The 20,022-nt window shown below is 73.2% G+C and carries 17 protein-coding genes; 13 read left to right on the top strand and 4 right to left on the bottom strand.

What is annotated here, in order from left to right; translation table 11 throughout:
* The first annotated feature begins 5 nt into the window (after window positions 1-5).
* From AB0912_RS24515 to AB0912_RS24535, 5 genes are all read left to right on the top strand, one after another.
* Window positions 6-572, top strand: coding sequence for a hypothetical protein (locus AB0912_RS24515; protein WP_366703204.1), 567 nt, complete (start codon window positions 6-8; stop codon window positions 570-572).
* Window positions 573-645: 73 nt separating this feature from the next.
* Entirely contained in the window at window positions 646-3,858 is a 3,213-nt protein-coding gene (locus tag AB0912_RS24520; protein WP_366703206.1) for a S41 family peptidase, read from the top strand.
* A 184-nt stretch (window positions 3,859-4,042) separates the two neighbouring features.
* The gene (locus tag AB0912_RS24525) at window positions 4,043-4,396 is read left to right on the top strand and encodes a histidine triad nucleotide-binding protein (protein ID WP_366703240.1); all 354 of its coding nucleotides are present in this window, start codon (window positions 4,043-4,045) and stop codon (window positions 4,394-4,396) included.
* A gap of 6 nt (window positions 4,397-4,402) precedes the next feature.
* Window positions 4,403-5,308, top strand: a complete 906-nt coding sequence (locus AB0912_RS24530; protein WP_366703208.1) for a ribonuclease Z — start codon at window positions 4,403-4,405, stop codon at window positions 5,306-5,308.
* A gap of 253 nt (window positions 5,309-5,561) precedes the next feature.
* Entirely contained in the window at window positions 5,562-6,554 is a 993-nt protein-coding gene (locus AB0912_RS24535; RefSeq protein WP_366703210.1) for an adenosine deaminase, read from the top strand.
* On the opposite strand, the gene AB0912_RS24540 is transcribed toward AB0912_RS24535, so the two are convergent.
* The gene (locus tag AB0912_RS24540; protein ID WP_366703212.1) at window positions 6,547-7,974 is read right to left on the bottom strand and encodes an MFS transporter; all 1,428 of its coding nucleotides are present in this window, start codon (window positions 7,972-7,974) and stop codon (window positions 6,547-6,549) included. The genes AB0912_RS24535 and AB0912_RS24540 overlap by 8 nt on opposite strands.
* 428 nt (window positions 7,975-8,402) lie before the next feature.
* Between AB0912_RS24540 and AB0912_RS24545 the strand changes: the two genes are divergently transcribed.
* From AB0912_RS24545 to AB0912_RS24565, 5 genes are all read left to right on the top strand, one after another.
* Window positions 8,403-9,512, top strand: coding sequence for a PfkB family carbohydrate kinase (locus AB0912_RS24545; RefSeq protein WP_366703214.1), 1,110 nt, complete (start codon window positions 8,403-8,405; stop codon window positions 9,510-9,512).
* A gap of 132 nt (window positions 9,513-9,644) precedes the next feature.
* A complete protein-coding gene (locus AB0912_RS24550) occupies window positions 9,645-11,783 on the top strand; it encodes a PhoH family protein (RefSeq protein ID WP_366703216.1) in 2,139 nt (712 codons plus the stop codon).
* Between the two features lie 12 nt (window positions 11,784-11,795).
* Window positions 11,796-12,293, top strand: coding sequence for an rRNA maturation RNase YbeY (gene ybeY / locus AB0912_RS24555; protein WP_366703218.1), 498 nt, complete (start codon window positions 11,796-11,798; stop codon window positions 12,291-12,293).
* The gene (locus AB0912_RS24560) at window positions 12,290-13,597 is read left to right on the top strand and encodes a hemolysin family protein (RefSeq protein ID WP_366703220.1); all 1,308 of its coding nucleotides are present in this window, start codon (window positions 12,290-12,292) and stop codon (window positions 13,595-13,597) included. Before ybeY ends, AB0912_RS24560 begins: the two co-directional genes overlap by 4 nt.
* Window positions 13,594-13,953, top strand: a complete 360-nt coding sequence (locus tag AB0912_RS24565) for an MmcQ/YjbR family DNA-binding protein (RefSeq protein WP_366703222.1) — start codon at window positions 13,594-13,596, stop codon at window positions 13,951-13,953. Before AB0912_RS24560 ends, AB0912_RS24565 begins: the two co-directional genes overlap by 4 nt.
* A gap of 62 nt (window positions 13,954-14,015) precedes the next feature.
* Here the strand turns inward: AB0912_RS24565 and AB0912_RS24570 are convergent, their stop codons facing one another.
* Window positions 14,016-15,542, bottom strand: coding sequence for an MFS transporter (locus tag AB0912_RS24570; protein WP_366703224.1), 1,527 nt, complete (start codon window positions 15,540-15,542; stop codon window positions 14,016-14,018).
* 165 nt (window positions 15,543-15,707) lie between these two features.
* On the opposite strand from AB0912_RS24570, the gene AB0912_RS24575 reads away from it, so the two are divergent.
* On the top strand, window positions 15,708-16,532 hold the full coding sequence (locus tag AB0912_RS24575) for a helix-turn-helix transcriptional regulator (RefSeq protein WP_366703242.1): 825 nt from the start codon (window positions 15,708-15,710) through the stop codon (window positions 16,530-16,532).
* 114 nt (window positions 16,533-16,646) lie between these two features.
* Entirely contained in the window at window positions 16,647-17,000 is a 354-nt protein-coding gene (locus AB0912_RS24580; RefSeq protein ID WP_366703226.1) for a cytidine deaminase, read from the top strand.
* A 58-nt stretch (window positions 17,001-17,058) separates the two neighbouring features.
* Here the strand turns inward: AB0912_RS24580 and era are convergent, their stop codons facing one another.
* Together era and AB0912_RS24590 are read right to left on the bottom strand one after the other, a co-directional pair.
* Window positions 17,059-18,048, bottom strand: a complete 990-nt coding sequence (gene era, locus AB0912_RS24585; RefSeq protein WP_366703228.1) for a GTPase Era — start codon at window positions 18,046-18,048, stop codon at window positions 17,059-17,061.
* Between the two features lie 112 nt (window positions 18,049-18,160).
* On the bottom strand, window positions 18,161-19,003 hold the full coding sequence (locus AB0912_RS24590; protein WP_366703230.1) for a helix-turn-helix transcriptional regulator: 843 nt from the start codon (window positions 19,001-19,003) through the stop codon (window positions 18,161-18,163).
* 119 nt (window positions 19,004-19,122) lie between these two features.
* Here AB0912_RS24590 and AB0912_RS24595 point away from each other — a divergent pair, with 119 nt between their 5' ends.
* Complete coding sequence (locus AB0912_RS24595) at window positions 19,123-19,980, top strand: NAD-dependent epimerase/dehydratase family protein (protein WP_366703232.1); 858 nt, start codon at window positions 19,123-19,125, stop codon at window positions 19,978-19,980.
* Window positions 19,981-20,022: the final 42 nt, after the last annotated feature.

Here is a 20,022-nt window from a genome sequence, read left to right on the forward strand (position 1 = left end):
CGTCCATGGGGGCTTTGAGACGGATCAGGAGCCGGACGGCACGCGGGCGGACACTGGCCGCCCTCACACTGGGCGCGGCCGGCGTGTTCGGCGCGACCGCCTGCGAACCCGGCGGCGGACTCAGCCCCGCCACCGTGGCCTACACCACCGACCAGACGGCGACCAGACAGCTCGAACGGCAGAACGTGGACGTGCGGTGGCTCACCTGCACCGCCAACTACGGCAACGCCGGCAAGGGCTACACCCCCGGCAAGTCACCCGCGCCGACCGAGAACACCGTCGCCTCCGTCGACTGCCGGGGCCAGACCGGCGACGGACGGGACATCGTCGTCAAGGGCAAGGTCACCCGCGCCGTCAACGGCGCCTGTGTACGCGGCGACCTGACCGGCACCGTCGGCGGCCGGCAGAAGTTCCACGTGAGCGGCCTCGGCAACTGCGACACCGCCGGCAACCCCACCCCGCCCGCCACCTACCGCCCGCCGAACGGTCCGGCCCCCACCGTCACGGTCACCGTCACGAAGACCATGTGGTGCAAGGGCGACCCCACCTGCTGGCCCACCCAGGGCAAGTGACCCGGCCGCCGTCCGCCGGCCAAGTGATCGCAAACCCCTGCCGGGCCGCGCCCCGGCTGCGTAGGGTGACCTGGTGACAGAGTCCGTACCCCCCGCGTATCTCCGCTTTCCGCACCTGCACGGCGAGTTGGCCGTCTTCACGGCCGAGGACGACATCTGGGCCGCCCCCCTGGACGGCGGCGGCCGGGCCTGGCGCGTCAGCGCCGACAACGCCCCGGTGAACCACCCCCGCGTCTCCCCGGACGGCACCACCGTCGCCTGGACGTCCACCCGCGACGGCGCCCCCGAGGTCCACGCCGCCTCCCTGGCCGGCGGACCCACCAGACGCCTGACCTACTGGGGCAGTTCACGCACCCAGGTCCGCGGCTGGACCCCCGAGGGACACATCCTCGCCCTCAGCACCCAGGGCCAGGCCAGCCTGCGCCGGAGCTGGGCCCGCGCCGTCCCGCTCGACGGCGGCCCCGCCACCCTGCTGCCCTACGGCCCCGTCGGCGACGTCGCCCACGGCGGGCCCGGCGTCGTCCTGCTGTCCGCCCCGATGGGCCGCGAGGCCGCCTGGTGGAAGCGCTACCGCGGCGGCACCGCCGGCAAGCTGTGGATCGACCGCGGAGGCGAGGGCGACTTCGTCCGCCTCCACGACGACCTCGACGGGAACATCGAGTACCCCTTCTGGGCCGGCGAGCGCATCGCCTTCCTCTCCGACCACGAAGGCGTCGGCGCCCTGTACTCCTCCCTCGCCGACGGCACCGACCTGCGCCGCCACACCCCCCTCGACGGGTTCTACGCCCGGCACGCCTCCACCGACGGCACCCGCGTCGTGTACTCCTCGGCGGGCGAACTCTGGCTCCTGGACGACCTCGACGGCGCCGAACCGCGCCGCCTCGACATCCGCCTCGGCGGCCAGCGCGCCGACCAGCAGCCGCACCCCGTCAGCGCCGCCCGCTGGTTCTCCGCCGCCGCCCCCGACCACACCGGACGCGGCAGCGCCGTCAACGTACGCGGCGCCGTCCACTGGATCACCCACCGCTCAGGACCGGCCCGCGCGCTCGCCGCCGAACCCGGCGTCCGCGCCCGGCTGCCCCGCGCCTTCCGCGCCGACGGCGAGGAGTACGTCGTGTGGGTGACGGACGCCGAGGGCGACGACGCCCTGGAGTTCGCGCCCGCCACCGGCGTCGCCCCCGGAGCCACCCCGCGCCGGCTCGCCGCCGGCGCCCTCGGCCGCGTCCTCGGCCTCGCCGTCTCACCCGACGGCAGCCGCGCCGCCGTCGCCTCGCACGACGGACGCGTCCTGCTCGTGGAACGGGAGACCGGCGAGGTCCGCGAGGTCGACCGCAGCGAGGACGGCGAGGCGAGCGGCCTGGTCTTCTCACCCGACTCCGCCTGGCTCGCCTGGTCCCACCCCGGCCCGCGCCCGCTGCGCCAGCTCCGCGTCGCCAACACCACCGACCTGTCCGTCACCGAGGCGACCCCGCTGCGCTTCCGCGACTACTCGCCCGCCTTCACCCTCGACGGCAAGCACCTTGCGTTCCTGTCGGCCCGCGCCTTCGACCCCGTCTACGACGAGCACGTCTTCGACCTGGCCTTCGTCGGCGGCTCCCGCCCCTACCTCATCACCCTCGCCGCCACCACGCCGTCCCCCTTCGGACCGCAGCGGCACGGCCGCCCCTTCGAGGCACCCGACAAGGACGAGACCCCCGACAGCGAGGGCGCCCCCAGCACCCGGATCGACCTCGACGGACTCGCCGACCGGATCGTCCCCTTCCCCGTCGAGGCCGCCCGCTACTCCACCCTGCGCGCCGCCAAGGACGGCGTGCTCTGGCTGCGCCACCCCGTCCGGGGCGTGCTCGGCGCCTCCCGCGCCACCCCGGACGACCCGGACCCGAGGACCGAACTGGAGCGGTACGACCTCGCCCAGCAGCGCATCGAACACCTCGCCGCCGACGCCGACCACTTCACCGTCACCGGCGACGGCAAACGGGTCCTGCTGTGGACCGACGGAAAGCTCAAGGTCGTCCCCAGCGACCGGCGCGCCTCGAACGACGACGAGAGCGACAGCAACATCACCGTCGACCTCTCCCGCGTCCGCCAGACCGTCGACCCGGCCGCCGAGTGGCGCCAGATGTACGACGAGACCGGCCGCCTCATGCGGGACAACTTCTGGCGGCCCGACCTCGGCGGCGTCGACTGGGACGCCGTCCTCGACCGCTACCGGCCCGTCCTCGACCGCGTCGCCACCCACGACGACCTCGTGGACCTGCTCTGGGAGGTCCAGGGGGAACTCGGCACCTCCCACGCCTACGTCACCCCGCACGGCGTCCACCGCGGCGCCGACCTCGCACAGGGACTCCTCGGCGCGGACATCTCCCGCCACGAGGACGGCAGTTGGCGCATCGACCGGATCCTCCCCTCGGAGACCTCCGACCCCGACGCCCGCGCCCCGCTCGCCGCACCCGGCGTCGCGGTGCGCGCCGGGGACGCCGTCGTCGCCGTCGGCGGCCGGCCCGTCGACCCGGTCACCGGCCCAGGCCCCCTCCTCGTCGGCACCGCCGGCAAACCCGTGGAGCTGACCGTCTCGCCGGCCGGCGGCGGCGACCCCCGGCACGCCGTCGTCGTCCCCCTCGCCGACGAGGAACCGCTGCGCTACCACGCCTGGGTCGCCGACCGGCGCGCCTACGTCCACGAGAAGTCCGGCGGACGCCTCGGCTACCTGCACGTCCCCGACATGGTCGGCTCCGGCTGGGCGCAGCTCCACCGCGACCTGCGCATCGAGGTGGCCCGCGAAGGCCTCGTCGTGGACGTCCGGGAGAACCGCGGCGGCCACACCTCCCAGCTCGTCGTGGAGAAACTCGCCCGCCGGATCGTCGGCTGGGACCTGCCCCGCGGCCTGCGCCCCTACAGCTACCCCGAGGACGCCCCGCGCGGCCCCGTCGTCTGTGTCGCCAACGAGTTCTCCGGCTCCGACGGCGACATCGTCAACGCGGCGATCAAGGCGCTCGGCATCGGCCCCGTGGTCGGCACCCGCACCTGGGGCGGCGTCATCGGCATCGACAGCCGCTACCGCCTCGTCGACGGCACCCTGGTCACCCAGCCCAAGTACGCCTTCTGGCTGGAGGGTTACGAGTGGAACGTGGAGAACCACGGCGTAGACCCGGACGTCGAGGTCGTCCAGGCACCGCAGGACCACGCGGCCGGCCGCGACACCCAGCTCGACGAGGCGGTCCGTATCGCGCTCGCGGCCCTGGAGGAGAACCCGGCGAAGACGGCGCCGGCGCTGCCCCCGCTGTGACCGGCGGAGTGGGCGGCCGCGAGCCGCCCACTCGCGCGGGCCGCCAGGGCGTGCCGTTCGGATCGGGTGGCGCCCGAGTGCGGCGCCTTGTCGGTTGGGCCGAGCCCCGCGACCCGCCACATGATCCAAACGACATGCCCTAGCATGCGCAGGGTAATGATCGGCTGGCGTGAGGAGCACACGCATGGTGGGCGAGGCGCAGGACGACTGCCTGTTCTGCAAGATCGTGGCGGGACAGATCCCGGCGACGGTGGTACGCGAGACCGACACGACCGTGGCGTTCCGCGACATCAGCCCGCAGGCGCCGACGCACATCCTGGTCATCCCCAAGCTGCACTACCCGGACGCCGCCTCCCTCGCCGCCGCCGAACCCACGGTCGCCGCGGACGTGCTGCGCGACGCCGGCGAGATCGCGGCCGAGGAGAAGCTCGACAGCTACCGCATCGTGTTCAACACGGGCAGCGGCGCCGGACAGACCGTCTTCCACGCGCACGCCCACCTGCTGGGCGGCCGCGGACTCCAGTGGCCGCCCGGATAGCCCGCCTTGTCCGCACGTGAACTGGTCGTCCTCGGGACCGCGAGCCAGGTCCCGACCCGGCACCGCAACCACAACGGCTATCTGCTCCGCTGGGACGGCGAGGGCCTGCTCTTCGACCCCGGCGAGGGCACCCAGCGTCAGATGCTGCGGGCCGGAATCGCCGCGCACGACCTCAACCGCCTCCTGGTCACCCACTTCCACGGCGACCACGCGCTCGGCCTGCCCGGCGTGATCCAGCGCGTCAACCTGGACCGCGTCCCGCACGAGGTGACCGCCCATTACCCGCTGTCCGGGCAGCACTTCTTCGAGCGGCTGCGCCACTCCACCGCCTACCGGGAGACCGTTCCGATCACCGAGGCGCCGGTCTCCGCCGACGGCGTCATCGCCACGACCCCCGCTTACACGCTGGAGGCCCGCCGGCTCTCCCACCCCGTCGAGTCCTTCGGCTACCGGCTGGTCGAACCCGACGGGCGGCGCATGCTGCCCGAGCGGCTGGCCGCCCACGGCATCCAGGGACCCGACGTCGGAGTGCTGCACCGCGAGGGCACCCTGCGCAGGGTCACCCTCGACGACGTCAGCGAGGTGCGGCGCGGCCAGCGGTTCGCGTTCGTCATGGACACCCGGCTGTGCGAGGGCGTGGACGCGCTGGCCGAGGGCTGCGACCTGCTCGTCATCGAGTCGACGTTCCTCGACGGCGACCACCGGCTCGCCTCCGACCACGGCCACCTCACCGCCGGCCAGGCGGGCCGGGTCGCCAAGGAGGCGGGTGTACGCCACCTCGTGCTCACCCACTTCAGCCAGCGCTACTCCGACCCCGCCGCCTTCGAACAGGAGGCTCGCGCGGCCGGCTTCGACGGCGAACTGACCGTGGCGCACGACCTGGTGAGGGTGCCGGTTCCCAAGCGTCGTTGAAGGGACGGCCCTCGCCGGCCGCCCCGACGGACCGGGACGCGCGAGATGCCGGTCCCGGACGGGCGAGGCGCCGGGCCCGGACCCGTCAGGCGCCGGTCCCGGATGGGCGAGGTGCCGGTGCCGGACGGGCGAGGTGCCGGTGCCGGACGGGCGAGGCGCGGGTGCCGGACCCGTCAGGTGCCGGGCCTCGTGCGGGGAGCGCCGGGAAGGTCCCGGTTTCGGACTGTCCGGTATCCGACCGTACGATGCTTCGATGTCCCTCCCCAAGGCTGAACTGCACCTCCACATCGAAGGCACCCTCGAACCCGAGCTGGCCTTCGCCCTCGCCGCCCGCAACGGCGTCACCCTGCCGTACGCGGACACCGAGGACCTGCGCAAGGCGTACCTCTTCGATGACCTCCAGTCGTTCCTGAACCTGTACTACGAACTCATGGCCGTGCTGCGGACGGAGCAGGACTTCGCCGACCTGGCCGACGCCTACCTCGCCCGGGCCGCCGCGCAGGGCGTCCGGCACGCGGAGATCTTCTTCGACCCGCAGGCGCACATCGCGCGGGGCGTGCCCATGGGGACGGTGGTCGAGGGGCTGTGGCGGGCGCTCGGACGCAGCGAGGAGAACCACGGCGTCTCCACCCAGCTCATCATGTGCTTCCTGCGCGACGAGTCCGCCGAGTCCGCCATGGACACCCTGGACGCGGCAAGGCCGTATCTGGACCGGATCGCCGGCATCGGCCTCGACTCCGCCGAGGTCGGCCACCCGCCCGTGAAGTTCCGCGAGGTGTACGAGGCCGCCGCCGCGCTCGGGCTGCGCCGCGTCGCGCACGCCGGTGAGGAGGGGCCGCCGGCGTACATCACCGAGGCCCTCGACGTCCTCGGCGTCGAGCGCGTCGACCACGGGCTGCGCTGCATGGAGGACCCCGAGCTGGTCGAACGGCTCGTCCGGGACCGGGTGCCGCTGACGCTCTGCCCGCTGTCGAACGTACGGCTGCGCGCCGTGGACACCCTCGCGGACCACCCGCTGCCCGCCATGCTGGACGCCGGCCTGCTCTGCACGGTCAACTCCGACGACCCCGCCTACTTCGGGGGCTACGCCGGCGACACCTTCGGCGCGGTCCGCGAGGCCCTCGGGCTCGGCCCCGAACGGCTCCGGGAACTGGCCCGCAACTCGTTCGAGGCGTCCTTCCTGGACCACGACGAGGAGCGGCGCGCCCGTTATATCTCCGAGGTGGAGGCGTACGAGTTCACGTGAGCGGCGGCAGGGGGCTCACCCCGGCCGGCCGGCGGGCGAACGGGTCCTCGGCGGAGGGGCTCTCCGCGAGAAGGTCCGCCAGGTCCGCGACCTCGCCGCTCGTGAGGCGCGCGGACCTGGCGTCCGAGACGCCGGTCTCCGGGGCCGTGGTCTCCGGCACGGCGATCTCCACGACCGGGATCTCGACGACGGGGATCTCCACGACCGGGATGTCCGGGGCCGGGATCTCGGCGAGCGGGATCTCCACGACCGGGATCTCCACGACCGGGATGTCCAGGGCCGAGGTCTCCACGATCTGGCCGGGGCGCGGGCGCAGGGCGACGAACGTCATCGGGACGGTGACCAGCAGCAGGCCGGCCGCCAGGACCAGGCCCATCGCCGGGTAACCCGCGAGCGCCGACAGCAGACTGCCGGTGAGCGGCCCGCACGCCGTGCCCAGCGAGGACGCGGAGCCGACCAGGACCGCCCACCGGCCCCGCTGGTCCATCGACGCGGCGAGACCGATCACGTACGACAGGACGACCGGGTACAGCGTGTTCCAGGCGATCTCGCCCGTCGCGAAGGACGTCAGATCGGTCGACGCCGCGCTCAGCGCGATGCACCCGGCGATGAGGACCGTGCCCAGGCCGATCGGGAGCGCCCGGCCGAGCCGCGGGCCGAGCACGCCCGCGCAGACGACGCCGATGAGTCCGGCGCCCAGCGCCACCGCGAACACCGCGCCGACCGTGACCTCGCCGAGGCCCGCCTGCGTCAGACCGATCCGGCCGCTCACCCCCCACAGGGAGTTCTGGGCGAGCGACCAGAACAACATCGCCGCGGCGAGCAGCAGGCCGGAGCGGCGGCAAGGGAGCGGACCGGCGGGCCGCACGGCCCGCGCCGCCGGGGCGCGGGCGGGCAGACGGCCCGTCAGGGGCAGGACGAGCAGGGCCGTCACGGCGATCGCGGCCAGTGGGACGCCGTGCGCCGGGCCCAGGTGCGGGATCGTCAGATACAGGGCGCCCGCGAGGGCGGAGACGCCGAGCAGGCCCAGCGTGGTCACCCGGTGCGGGTCGCGCCGGCCGGCGATCCCGGTCGCGGCGACCGTGGTGGCCGTACCGGAGCCGAAGCCGCCGAGGACCGCGCCGGCCACGACGAGGGGGAGCGCGTCCGACAGCGCGGCGGTGCCGTAGCCGGCCACCGCGAGGAGCAGACCGGCGCGGGCCAGCCGGCGGGGGCCGAAACGGTCGACGCGGGAGGCGAGCAGGAAGCCGGCCGAGGCCGAACTCATCAGCAGGACACTGCCGATGGCACCGGCCTGGGTCGCCGACAGCGGCAGACCCGAGTCGAGGCGGCCGACGGTGGTGGGGAGCAGATACGCGGCGAGGTACCCGGCCGTGAAAAGGGCGACGAGGGGCCAGGGCGTGGTGGTGCGGGCGGACACGGGCGTTCCCAGGGCATGCGAAAGAAGCGGCTCAAGAAGGGGATTGGGCGGCTGTCGACGGACAGGAACGCGCGGGCAATTTGTATCAAGGCGGCCCCGTCCGAAAGAAGGCGGGAGCCTGTGATCTGGAGCACTTCCCGTTTGCGGTGAGCGGACTGGGGTAGGAAGGCCCGAATTTCCCGGGCCGGCCGGGGTTCCCGGCCCGCTCCGGACACGCGCGGCGGGTCCGTTCCCGCAGGTGAGGCGGCCCCTGCCCCCGCCCGCGCCGGTCCGAGGACACCCGCCCGGACGGCACCGGCCGCTCGCGGGCCCGGCACGGCGAAACCGCGGAACCGGCCCAGGGAGCGCTTACCGGCGTGACCCACGGCCCCTTGTGGGCGGTGTGGTGCACACTGGCCAGATCCCGTAACCACCCCAGGGAGCGCACCGTGATCGCGTCCAACGGCGAAGGACCGTTCGGCCAGGCCCATGTTGACCCGCTCGCCGGGCTGCGCACACCGCAGGACCCGCCCTGGGACGTCTACCTCACCGGCACCGTCTTCCTCGACATCATCTTCACCGGCCTCGACTCCGCCCCCGTCCGCGGCACCGAGTCCTGGGCGCGCGGCATGGGTTCGAGCCCCGGCGGCGTCGCCAACATGGCCACCGCCCTGGCCCGGCTCGGCCTGCGGACCTCCCTGGCCGCCGCCTTCGGGGACGACCACTACGGCGAGTACTGCTGGGACGCCCTCGAACAGGGCGAGGGCATCGACCTCTCCGCCTCCCGCACCGTGCCCGACTGGCACTCCCCGGTCACCGTCTCCATGGCCTACGAGGGCGAACGCACCATGGTCAGCCACGGCCACGAACCGCCCCCCGTCGAAGCGGCCCCCGAGTGCCCGCCCATCGCCCGCGCCGCCGTCGCCTCCCTCACCCCCGGCGTCCGCGCCCCCTGGATCGCCCAGGCCGCGAGCCGCGGCACCCGCATCTTCGCCGACGTCGGCTGGGACGACACCGGCCGCTGGGACCTGGCCGGCCTCGCCGACCTCGCGCACTGCGAGGCCTTCCTGCCGAACGCCGAGGAAGCCATGCGCTACACCGGCGCCGACTGCCCCCGCGCCGCCGCCCACGCCCTCGCCGACCACGTGCCGCTCGCCGTCGTCACCCTCGGCGCCGAGGGCGCCTACGCCGTCGACGGCCGCACCGGCGAGAGCGCCGCCGTCCCCGCGATCGCCGTCGAGGCACTCGACCCCACCGGCGCCGGAGACGTCTTCGTCGCCGGCTTCGTCATGGGCACCCTCGCCGACTGGCCGCTCGCCGACCGCCTCGCCTTCGCCGGCCTCACCGCCGCCCTCTCCGTCCAGGACTTCGGCGGCTCGCTGTCCGCGCCCGGCTGGTCGGAGATCGCCGCCTGGTGGCGCCGCGTCCAGTCCGTCGACGACCAGGACCCCGCCGCCCTGCGCCGCTACGCCTTCCTGGAAGGCCTCCTCCCCGCCGTGACCCGCCCCTGGCCGCTGCGACGCGCGGTCCCGACGATCGGCTTCGGCCGCTCGGCGTGAGGTCACGACCGCGTGACGTGAGGAAAAGCCCTACGGCTCTGTCAGCGCCGCGACGTACGCTGGGAGACGCAAGGCTGCCCATGTGGCAAGCGTGCCGACCGAGGAGGATACGCAGGCCTACAGAGCCGGCCCATGACTCAGACACCCACAGCTCACGGCCCCGCCCAGGGGCAGTCGCGCGCACACTTCACCGTCCCGGCCAAGCACCCCATGGTGACCGTCCTGGGATCCGGAGACGCCCTGCTGCGCGTGATCGAGAAGGCCTTCCCGGCGGCCGACATCCACGTCCGGGGCAACGAGATCAGTGCGGTCGGCGACGCCGGTGAAGTCGCTCTCGTCCAGCGCCTGTTCGACGAGATGATGCTGGTGCTCCGCACGGGGCAGCCCATGACGGAGGACGCAGTGGAACGCTCGATCGCCATGCTCAGGGCGAGCGAGAACGGGGAGGGCGACGGCCCGGAGACACCGGCCGACGTGCTCACGCAGAACATCCTGTCCTCGCGCGGCCGCACCATCCGCCCCAAGACGCTCAACCAGAAGCGCTACGTCGACGCCATCGACAAGCACACCATCGTGTTCGGCATCGGCCCCGCCGGTACGGGCAAGACCTACCTCGCCATGGCCAAGGCCGTCCAGGCCCTGCAGTCCAAGCAGGTCAACCGCATCATCCTGACCCGCCCCGCGGTCGAGGCCGGCGAGCGCCTCGGCTTCCTCCCGGGCACGCTCTACGAGAAGATCGACCCCTACCTGCGCCCCCTGTACGACGCCCTGCACGACATGCTCGACCCGGACTCCATCCCGAAGCTGATGGCCTCGGGCACGATCGAGGTGGCCCCGCTGGCGTACATGCGGGGCCGGGCGCAACCGCTGTTCACGAACGTCCTGACACCGGAAGGCTGGCGTCCCATCGGCGGCCTTCAGGTCGGTGACCTGGTCATCGGATCGAACGGCGAGCCGACCCCGGTTCTCGGTGTCTACCCGCAAGGGGAGAAGGACGTCTACCGGGTCGCCGCCCAGGACGGTTCCTGGACACTGGCCTGCGGCGAGCACCTCTGGACGGTGCGGACGCGCGACGACGAGCGCCGCGACAAGCCCTGGCGGGTGCTGGAGACCCAGGAGATGATCGGCAACCTGCGGGCGGCGCACGCCCGCCGGTACGAGCTGCCGATGCTCACGGCGCCGGTCAGCATGCCGGAGCGTGAGGTCCCCATGGATCCGTACGCGCTGGGCCTCCTCCTCGGTGACGGCTGCCTGACGGGCTCCACCACGCCCGCGTTCTCCTCGGAGGACCAGGAGCTGGCACAGGCGCTGGACGCCGCGCTTCCGGGGATCACCGTCCGGCACCGAGGCGGCCCGGACTCCATGCTCAACCGGGTCAGGAGCCCGGGCGACGTGGTCACACTGGAGAACCCGGTCACGCGGACCCTGCGCGAGCTGGACCTGCTCAGGACCCGCTCGCACTCCAGGTTCGTGCCCGACGACTACCTGCACAACTCGGCCGAGGTGCGTCTGGCGGTCCTCCAAGGGCTCCTGGACTCGGACGGCGGTCCGGTCACCCAGACGGACCGCACCTGCCGGATCCAGTACACGACGACATCGATCCTGCTCCGCGACGACGTGATCTCCCTGGTCCGGTCATTGGGCGGTGTCGCGTACACCCGGCGCCGCACGGCCGAGGGGCGTAAGCGGGGAACCGCACATGGCGCGCACCGCCCCGACGCGCACATCGTCGACATCCGCCTCCCCGAGGGCATCGAGCCCTTCCGCCTCGCCCGCAAGCGCGACACGTACCTGGCGGCCGGGGGCGGTGGACGCCCGACGCGGTTCATCGACAGCATCGAGCCCGCGGGCAGGGAGGAGACGGTCTGCATCCAGGTGGCGGCCGAGGACTCGCTGTACGTCACGCAGGACTACCTGCTGACGCACAACACCCTCAACGACGCCTTCATCATCCTGGACGAGGCGCAGAACACCAGCCCCGAGCAGATGAAGATGTTCCTCACCCGGCTCGGGTTCGAGTCGAAGATCGTGATCACCGGTGACGTCACGCAGGTCGACCTGCCGAGCGGGACCAAGTCCGGGCTGCGGCAGGTGCAGGACATCCTGGAAGGGGTCGACGACGTGCACTTCTCGCGGCTCACGTCCCAGGATGTCGTCCGGCACAAGCTGGTCGGCCGTATCGTCGACGCGTACGAGAAGTACGACAGCGAGAACGGCACCGAGAACGGCACCCACAAGGGCCGCGGGAACGCCGGACACAAGGGGAAGTAGACCAGCACGACCATGTCGATCGACGTCAACAACGAATCCGGAACCGAGGTCGACGAGCAGGCGATCCTCGACATCGCCCGCTACGCGCTCGCGCGGATGCGCATCCACCCGCTCTCCGAGCTGTCGGTGATCGTCGTGGACACCGACGCCATGGAGCAGCTCCACATCCAGTGGATGGACCTGCCGGGCCCGACGGACGTCATGTCCTTCCCGATGGACGAGCTGCGGCCCCCGTCCAAGGACGACGACGAGCCGCCGCAGGGCCTGCTCGGCGACATCGTGCTCTGCCCCGAGGTCGCCGAGCGGCAGGGCAAGGACGCGCCGACGCAGCACTCCATGGACGAGGAGCTGCAACTGCTCACCGTCCACGGAGTGCTGCACCTGCTCGGCTACGACCACGAGGAAGCCGACGAGAAGGCCGAGATGTTCGGTCTGCAGGCCGCCATCGTGGACGGCTGGCGCGCGGAGAAGGGCATGACGGGTCCCTCACCGGCCCCGACCGTGTCATGAGCCCGCAGCTTGTCATCGGCGCCATCGCCCTCGTCGTCGTCGCCTGGCTGGCCGCCTGCGCGGAGGCCGGCCTCGCCCGCGTCTCCAGCTTCCGCGCCGAGGAGGCCGTCCGCGGCGGCCGGCGCGGCAGCGCGAAACTCGCCCAGGTCGCCGCCGACCCGACGCGCTATCTGAACGTGGCGCTCCTCGTCCGGGTCGCCTGCGAGATGGCGGCCGCCGCGCTCGTCGTCTACGCCTGCCTGAAGGAGTTCGACAAGACCTGGCAGGCGCTCGCCGTCGCGATCGCCGTCATGGTCCTCGTGTCGTACGTGGCCGTCGGCGTCTCGCCGCGCACCATCGGCCGCCAGCACCCGCTGAACACGGCGACGGCCGCCGCCTACGTCCTGCTGCCGCTGGCCCGGGTGATGGGCCCCATCCCCTCCCTGCTGATCCTCATCGGCAACGCGCTCACCCCCGGCAAGGGCTTCCGGCGCGGCCCGTTCGCCTCCGAGGCGGAGCTGCGGGCCCTGGTCGACCTCGCGGAGAAGGAGTCCCTGATCGAGGACGAGGAGCGCCGCATGGTGCACTCCGTCTTCGAGCTGGGCGACACCCTCGTCCGCGAGGTGATGGTGCCGCGTACGGACCTCGTCGTCATCGAGCGCTACAAGACGATCCGGCAGGCCCTCACCCTCGCGCTGCGCTCGGGTTTCTCGCGTATCCCGGTAACCGGCGAGAGCGAGGACGACATCGTCGGGATCGTCTATCTGAAGGACCTGGCCCGCAAGACGCACATCAGCCGGGACGCCGAATCGGAGCTGGTGGCCACGGCGATGCGCCCGGCGGCCTTCGTGCCCGACACGAAGAACGCGGGGGACCTGCTGCGCGAGATGCAGCAGGAACGCAACCACGTGGCCGTCGTCATCGACGAGTACGGCGGCACGGCCGGCATCGTCACCATCGAGGACATCCTGGAGGAGATCGTCGGCGAGATCACCGACGAGTACGACCGTGAACTGCCGCCCGTCGCGGACCTCGGCGAGGACCGCTACCGGGTGACCGCCCGCCTCGACATCGGCGACCTGGGGGAGCTGTACGGCTTCGAGGCGTACGACGACGAGGACGTGGAGACCGTCGGCGGCCTCCTCGCCAAGGCGCTCGGCCGGGTGCCCATCGCGGGCGCCTCCTCGGTCGTCGCGCTGCCGGACGGGCGGGAGCTGCGGCTCACGGCGGAGGCCGCGGCCGGCCGCCGGAACAAGATCGTCACGGTGCTGGTGGAGCCGGTCGCCTCCGCCGAGGCGCCCGCGGAGGAGGAGAAACCGGAGTGACCCCGCGGCAACTGCGCGCGTTCTGCCTGTCCTTCAACGCCTCGGTGGAGGACTTCCCCTTCAACCCGGAGACCTCGGTCTTCAAGGTGCTGGGCAAGCTCTTCGCGCTGACCAGCCTGGACGCGCGCCCGCTCACGGTCAACCTCAAGTGCGACCCGCAGGACGCCCTGCGGCTGCGCGAGCAGCACCCGGGCCTGATCGTGCCGGGCTACCACATGAACAAGCGGCACTGGAACACGGTGACGGTGGACGGCGGACTCCCGGACCGTCTGGTCCGGGAGCTGGTCGAGGATTCGTACGATCTCGTCGTCGCCGGTCTGCCGCGCGCCGAGCGGCTGCGGCTCGACCGGCCCTGACCTCCGGCGGGCCGGGGCCCGGCGGGTGTCCGCCGGGCCCCGGGCTCCCTTCCCGAACCGGCTCAGCTGTCCGCGCGCCTTCGAGCCGGGCGGGTCCGTTCCGTGGCGGGCCGGCCGAGGCCCGCCGCGACCAGGACCGCCGCCGCGAGGACGATCACCGCGTCCAGCGTGAGCACGGTGTGGACGCCCGACAGCAGGTCGTCCGAGGTCGTCGCGAGGACACCGAGGAGCGGGATGCCGACCGTGAGGCCCACCTGCTGGGTGGAGGTCACCAGGCCGGTCGCCAGGCCCTGTTCCTCGTCCGGCACCCCCGAGGTGACGGTCAGCCCGTACGAGATGATCGCGCCCAGGTGGCACATGCTCGCCAGCGACACCGCCGCCGTCGCGAGCCACACCGACCAGCCCTGCGCGCCCACCGGCAGCAGCGCCGCGACGAACAGGCCCTGTCCGGCCAGGGAGCCGACCAGGGTGCGGCGGGCGCCGAACCGGCCGATGACCTTCGGCGCGTACATCCCGGCGACGGCCGACATGACGCCCTGCGCGCCGAACACCAGGCCCGTCTCGAACGCCGACAGGCCGAGCGTCTCCTGAAGGTAGAGGGTCAGCGCGAACACCACCGTCGACATCATCGAGAAGGTGACCAGACCGCCCAGATTGCCCCAGGCCACCGTGCGGCGGCGCAGCATCGGGAGGCTGACGAGCGGGGCGGCGGTCCGTGACTCGATGCGGACGAAGGCGCCCAGCAGCAGGACGCCGACGACGAGGGTGACGATGACGTCGGCGCCGCCGAAGCCGTTCTCCGCGGCCGTCGACAGGGCGTAGATGAGGGCCAGCAGGCCGCCGGTGACGGTGACCGCGCCCGGCACGTCCAGGCGGGGACGCTCGGGGGTGCGGGACTCGGGCAGCAGGGCCGGCGCCAGCGGCAGCACCACCAGGGCGAACACCGACAGCAGGCCCATGGTCGAGCGCCAGCCGAGGACGTCGGTCAGGACACCGCCCGCCACCATCCCGACGGTGAAGCCCAGCGACAGGACCGTGCCGGAGACGCCGAGCGCCCGGTCACGCGCGGGCCCTTCCGGGAACGTGGTGGTCAGCAGCGACATGCCGGTCGGCACGATCGCGGCGGCGCCGAGCCCCTGGAGCGCCCGGCCGGCCAGGAAGGACGCCGGGTCCCAGGCGAAGGTCGCCAGCAGCGAGGCCGCCCCGAACAGGGCGAGGCCGGTGAGGAAGAGCCGGCGGCGGCCGTACAGGTCGCCGACGCGGCCGAAGAGGAGCAGGAAACCGCCGGACGGCAGGGCGAACGCGGTGACCGCCCACTGGAGCGCGGACCGGCTCATGCCGAGGTCGCCGCCGAGCACGGGCAGCGCCACGTTCAGCACGGAGAAGTCCAGCGCGACCATGAACTGCGCGGCGCACAGCACGAACAGCACGAGCTTGTCGCGCCGTGACAGCCGCCCGGGCCGGGGTGGTCGGTGCCGCCTCGCCGGACCGTTCACCGGCCGGCGGGCGTCCCCGGCGTCGGGCGCACGGCCGGCGGCCGGGGAGTCGAGGGTGGGTTCGGTGGTCTGTGCGGTGGTCTCGATGGGCATGGCAAGAGCATCCGGCGGCCGGAATATCCGTGGGGAGCCGGTACTTATGCTGGTGGCCGCACCACCAGTCACCGAGGGGGGCCGGTCCATGCGGCGAAGGGGGAGGCACACGTGACGGAGGACGTCCTCAAGTCCCGTCGGCGCAGTGAGCTGCGCGAGTTCCTGATGAGCCGCAGGGCGCGGGTGTCACCCGCCGAGGCGGGGCTCCCGGACGGCGGGGGCCGCCGCCGCACACCGGGGCTGCGCCGCGAGGAGGTCGCCGTCCTCGCGGGCGTGGGCGCCTCCTGGTACCAGTGGCTGGAGCAGGGACGGGACATCTCCGTCTCGCCGCAGGTCCTCGACGCGGTCGCCCGGGTGCTGCGGCTGAGCAACACCGAGCGGCGCCATCTGTACACGCTGGCCGGACTGAACCCGCCCGCGCCCGAAGTCGCCCCCGCGGACCGGGACATGTGCGAGGGGCTGCGCCGGCTGATCGACACGTGGATGCCGTATCCGGCGCACATCATGGACGCGTACTACAACTGCGTGATGTACAACGACGCCGCCTCGGTGGTCCTCGGCATGCGGCCCGAGAACACCCAGAACTGTGTGATCGACTTCTTCACCGACCCGCTCTACCGGGGCCGTTCGCGCACCTGGGAGGCGAACGCGCGGAGCGTCGTCGCGCAGTTCCGCGCCTCCTGCGCCGCCGCCGACCCCGACGACGAGGGTTTCCGGCAGGTGCTGGACCAGCTCACCGGCGTGAGCGAGGAGTTCACCCGGCTGTGGGAGGAGCGCGACATTCAGGACGCCGGGCAGCTCCGCAAGGAACTCGACCATCCGCTGGTCGGGCTGCTCGCCGTGGAGTCGACCGCGATGAAGGTGCCGGTCCGCCCCGACCTCACGATCGTGCTGCACACCCCGCTGCCGGAGGCGAACACGGCGGCGAAGCTGGAGTGGCTTGCGTCGCCGGAGGGCCGGCGCGGCTCGATGTACCCGGTCGCCGGCTGACCCGCCGGGTCCGACGGCTTGCGGTCTCCGCCGCCGGTTCGTCGTGTCTGCCGGTCCGCCGTGTCCGGTGACCCGTCGGCGGGGGCGGGCGCGCGTACTTCGTATGCTCTGGGCATGACCGACAGCAACGCGCTCGACCCCGAGGACCGCAAGATCGTCACCCTGGCCCGTTCCGCGCGCGCCCGCAACGGTGTGCCCGAGGGCGCGGCCGTACGGGACGAGACCGGGCGGACGTATGTCGCCGGGACCGTGGGGCTGCCCTCGCTGCGGCTGAGCGCGCTCCAGACGGCCGTGGCGATGGCGGTGGCGTCCGGGGCGAAGTCCCTGGAGGCGGCGGCCGTGGTGTCCGAGGCGGACGCCCTGGCCGACGAGGACCGCGCGGCGGTACGCGACCTCGGCGGGCCGAAGACGCCGGTGCTGCTGGCCGGGCTCGACGGCGCCGTCCGTCTGACGGTCACGGCGGGCTGACACCGGCTCCGGCCAGGACGTCACCCGGTCCGGGGCCCGCGCGCGGGCCCCGGACCGCTCAGAAGCCGAGCTTGCGGAGCTGGCGCGGGTCCCGCTGCCAGTCCTTGGCGACCTTCACGTGCAGGTCGAGGAAGACGGGCGTGCCGAGCAGCGCCTCGATCTGCTTGCGGGACTTGATGCCGACGTCCTTCAGCCGCTTGCCCTTGGGGCCGATGATGATGCCCTTCTGGCTGGGCCGCTCGATGTAGACGAAGGCGTGGATGTCCAGGAGCGGCTTGTCGGCGGGCCGGTCCTCGCGCGGCAGCATCTCCTCCACGACGACGGCGATGGAGTGCGGAAGCTCGTCGCGCACCCCCTCCAGGGCGGCCTCGCGGATCAGCTCCGCGATCATGACCTGCTCCGGCTCGTCGGTGAGGTCGCCCTCGGGGTAGAGCGCGGGCCCCTCCGGCAGCAGCGGGACGATCAGGTCGGCCAGCAGGCCCACCTGCTGGTCGCCGACCGCCGACACCGGCACGATCTCGGCCCACTCGAATCCCAGCTCGCGGCCGAGCTGGTCGATCGCGATGAGCTGCTCGGCGAGCGTCTTGCTGTCGACGAGGTCGGTCTTCGTGACGATCGCGATCTTCGGCGTCTTCTTGATCGACGCGAGTTCCTTCGCGATGAAACGGTCACCGGGGCCGAGCTTCTCGTTCGCGGGCAGGCAGAACCCGATCACGTCGACCTCGGCCCAGGTCGTACGCACGATGTCGTTGAGCCGCTCGCCCAGCAGCGTGCGGGGTTTGTGCAGGCCAGGGGTGTCGACCAGGATGAGCTGCGCGTCGGGCCGGTGCACGATGCCGCGCACCGTGTGCCGGGTGGTCTGCGGCTGGTTCGCGGTGATCGCCACCTTCTGGCCGACCAGAGCGTTCGTGAGGGTGGACTTGCCCGCGTTGGGGCGGCCCACGAAACAGGCGAAGCCGGCGCGGTGGGGTGCCACTGCCTCGGGAGCCTTGGAGCCCCCGTCCTCGGACGGCTCGGATGACTGGTTGCGAACGCTCATGGCGCCCATTGTCCCTGATCGTCGGGGGCCCGCCGTACCAAGGTGTTCGAGCCGGCGGAACGGGGACCCGGCAGGCCGTCCCGCCTCCTCCGCCGCCGGTGGCCGTGCCGGCCCGCGCGGGTCACCTCGGGCCGGCGGCCGGGGACATGTTCTGGAGGCCGAGGACGCGCAGCAGTTGCAGGCGGTCGTGGGACTCGCTGCCGGGGCGGGCCGTGTGGACCAGCAGGAGCTGGTTGTCGCCGGAGCTGAGCAGGACCTCGCAGTCGAGTTCCAGCAGTCCGACGGCCGGGTGCAGGAACCGCTTCGTCGCCGAGCGCCGCACCGCGACCTCGTGGTCCTCCCACAGCTCGGCGAACTCCCGGCTCGCGGCGCGCAGTTCGGCCACCAGAGCGGCGGGGGCCGGGTCGTCGGGCCGGGCCGCCGTGACCGCGCGCAGACTGGCGACGTGGGAGCGGGCGTGCTCGGGCCGGTCCTCGGGCGGGAAGAGGTCCTGGACGCGCGGGTCGGTGAAGAACCCCCGGATGGCGTTGCGCCCCGGCTCCGCGTCCCCCGTCAGCGCGGCCGAGAGGGCGTTCTGCGCGAGGATGACGCCGTAGTCGGTCATGACCAGCGCGGGCGCGTCGTGCAGCCGGTCGAGGATCAGCAGCAGCCCGGGGCGGACGTGCTCCGAGGCGCTGCCCGCCCGGGGCGGCTCCTCCCCGGCCAGGTGGAAGAGATGGTCCCGTTCGTCGCCGGTCAGCCGCAGGGCCCGGGCCAGCGCGCCGAGCATCTGCCGGGAGGGGCGCGGGCCGCGCGACTGCTCCAGGCGCGTGTAGTAGTCCACGGACATACCGGCGAGCGCCGCCACCTCCTCGCGGCGCAGGCCCGGTGTACGGCGCCGGGAACCGGCCGTGAGCCCCACGTCGGAGGGGCTCAGGCGGGCGCGGGCGCGGCGCAGGAAGTCGGCGAGTTCGGCTCGGTTCACCCCTCCAGCGTGGACCCGGTCGCCCGGCTTATCCAGGCATCGCCGGTCCCTGGATCAGGAGGTCTCTCCCGCCGGGGCCGCCGCCGGCGGACGGTGGAGGCCGACGAGAGGAGCACATCATGCTGACACTGGTGACCGGAACCACCGGCGAGGTCGGACGCCGCTTCGTCCCCCGCCTCCTTCAGCAGGCACCCCCGGGGGACGGGGTGCGGGTCCTGGTCCGCGACGCGTCCCGGGCGGAGCCCTTCGCCGCCCTCGGCGCGGAGGTCGCCGTCGGCGACCTGCGGGACGCCGGGAGCCTCGGCAAAGCGCTGGCGGACGTCGACGCGGTGGTGAACATCGCCGCCGCCTTCCGGGGCGTGCCGGACGACGAGGCCTGGGCGGTCAACCGGGACGCCGCCCTGGACCTGGGCCGCGCCGCCGTGGCCTCAGGCGTGCGGCGGTTCGTGCAGGTCAGCACGAACCTGGCGTACGGGGCGGGCCGGGGCCGGCCGCTCACCGAGGACGACGAGAGCGTGCCCGGCGGCCCGCTGTGGGGCGCCTACCCGGCGTCGAAGGTGGAGGCCGAGCGCGGGCTGCTCGCCCTGGAGGGCGGCATGGACGTCCGGATCGGACGCCTCGCCTTCGTCTACGGGGAGGGCGACCCGCATCTCGCCGCGGTGATGCAGTGGGCCGGGGACTGGGCCGCCGGGCGGCGGCTGCAGATGGTCCACCACGTGGACGTCGCCCAGGGCCTGCGCCGCCTCCTGTACGCCCCCGGTGTGGCCGGCCGGATCTACAACATCGCCGACGACGCGCCCGTCACGACCGTCGACCTGCACCAGATCAACGGGGTCGGCATCCCGCCCGTCCTCTACGAGCGCACCGACCCCGATCCGTGGCACGGCGTGGTCTCCACCGACCGCATCCGCCACGAGCTGGGCTTCCGCCCGATCCACCCCACCCTGTGGAGCGCCCGCGACGCCGGCGCCCTGTGACGGGCCGGGGCCGGTCCGGGCCGGCCGGCCCCGGGCGCGGCC

This window comes from Streptomyces sp. NPDC007084 (genome assembly GCF_040703595.1).
GTDB lineage: Bacteria > Actinomycetota > Actinomycetes > Streptomycetales > Streptomycetaceae > Streptomyces.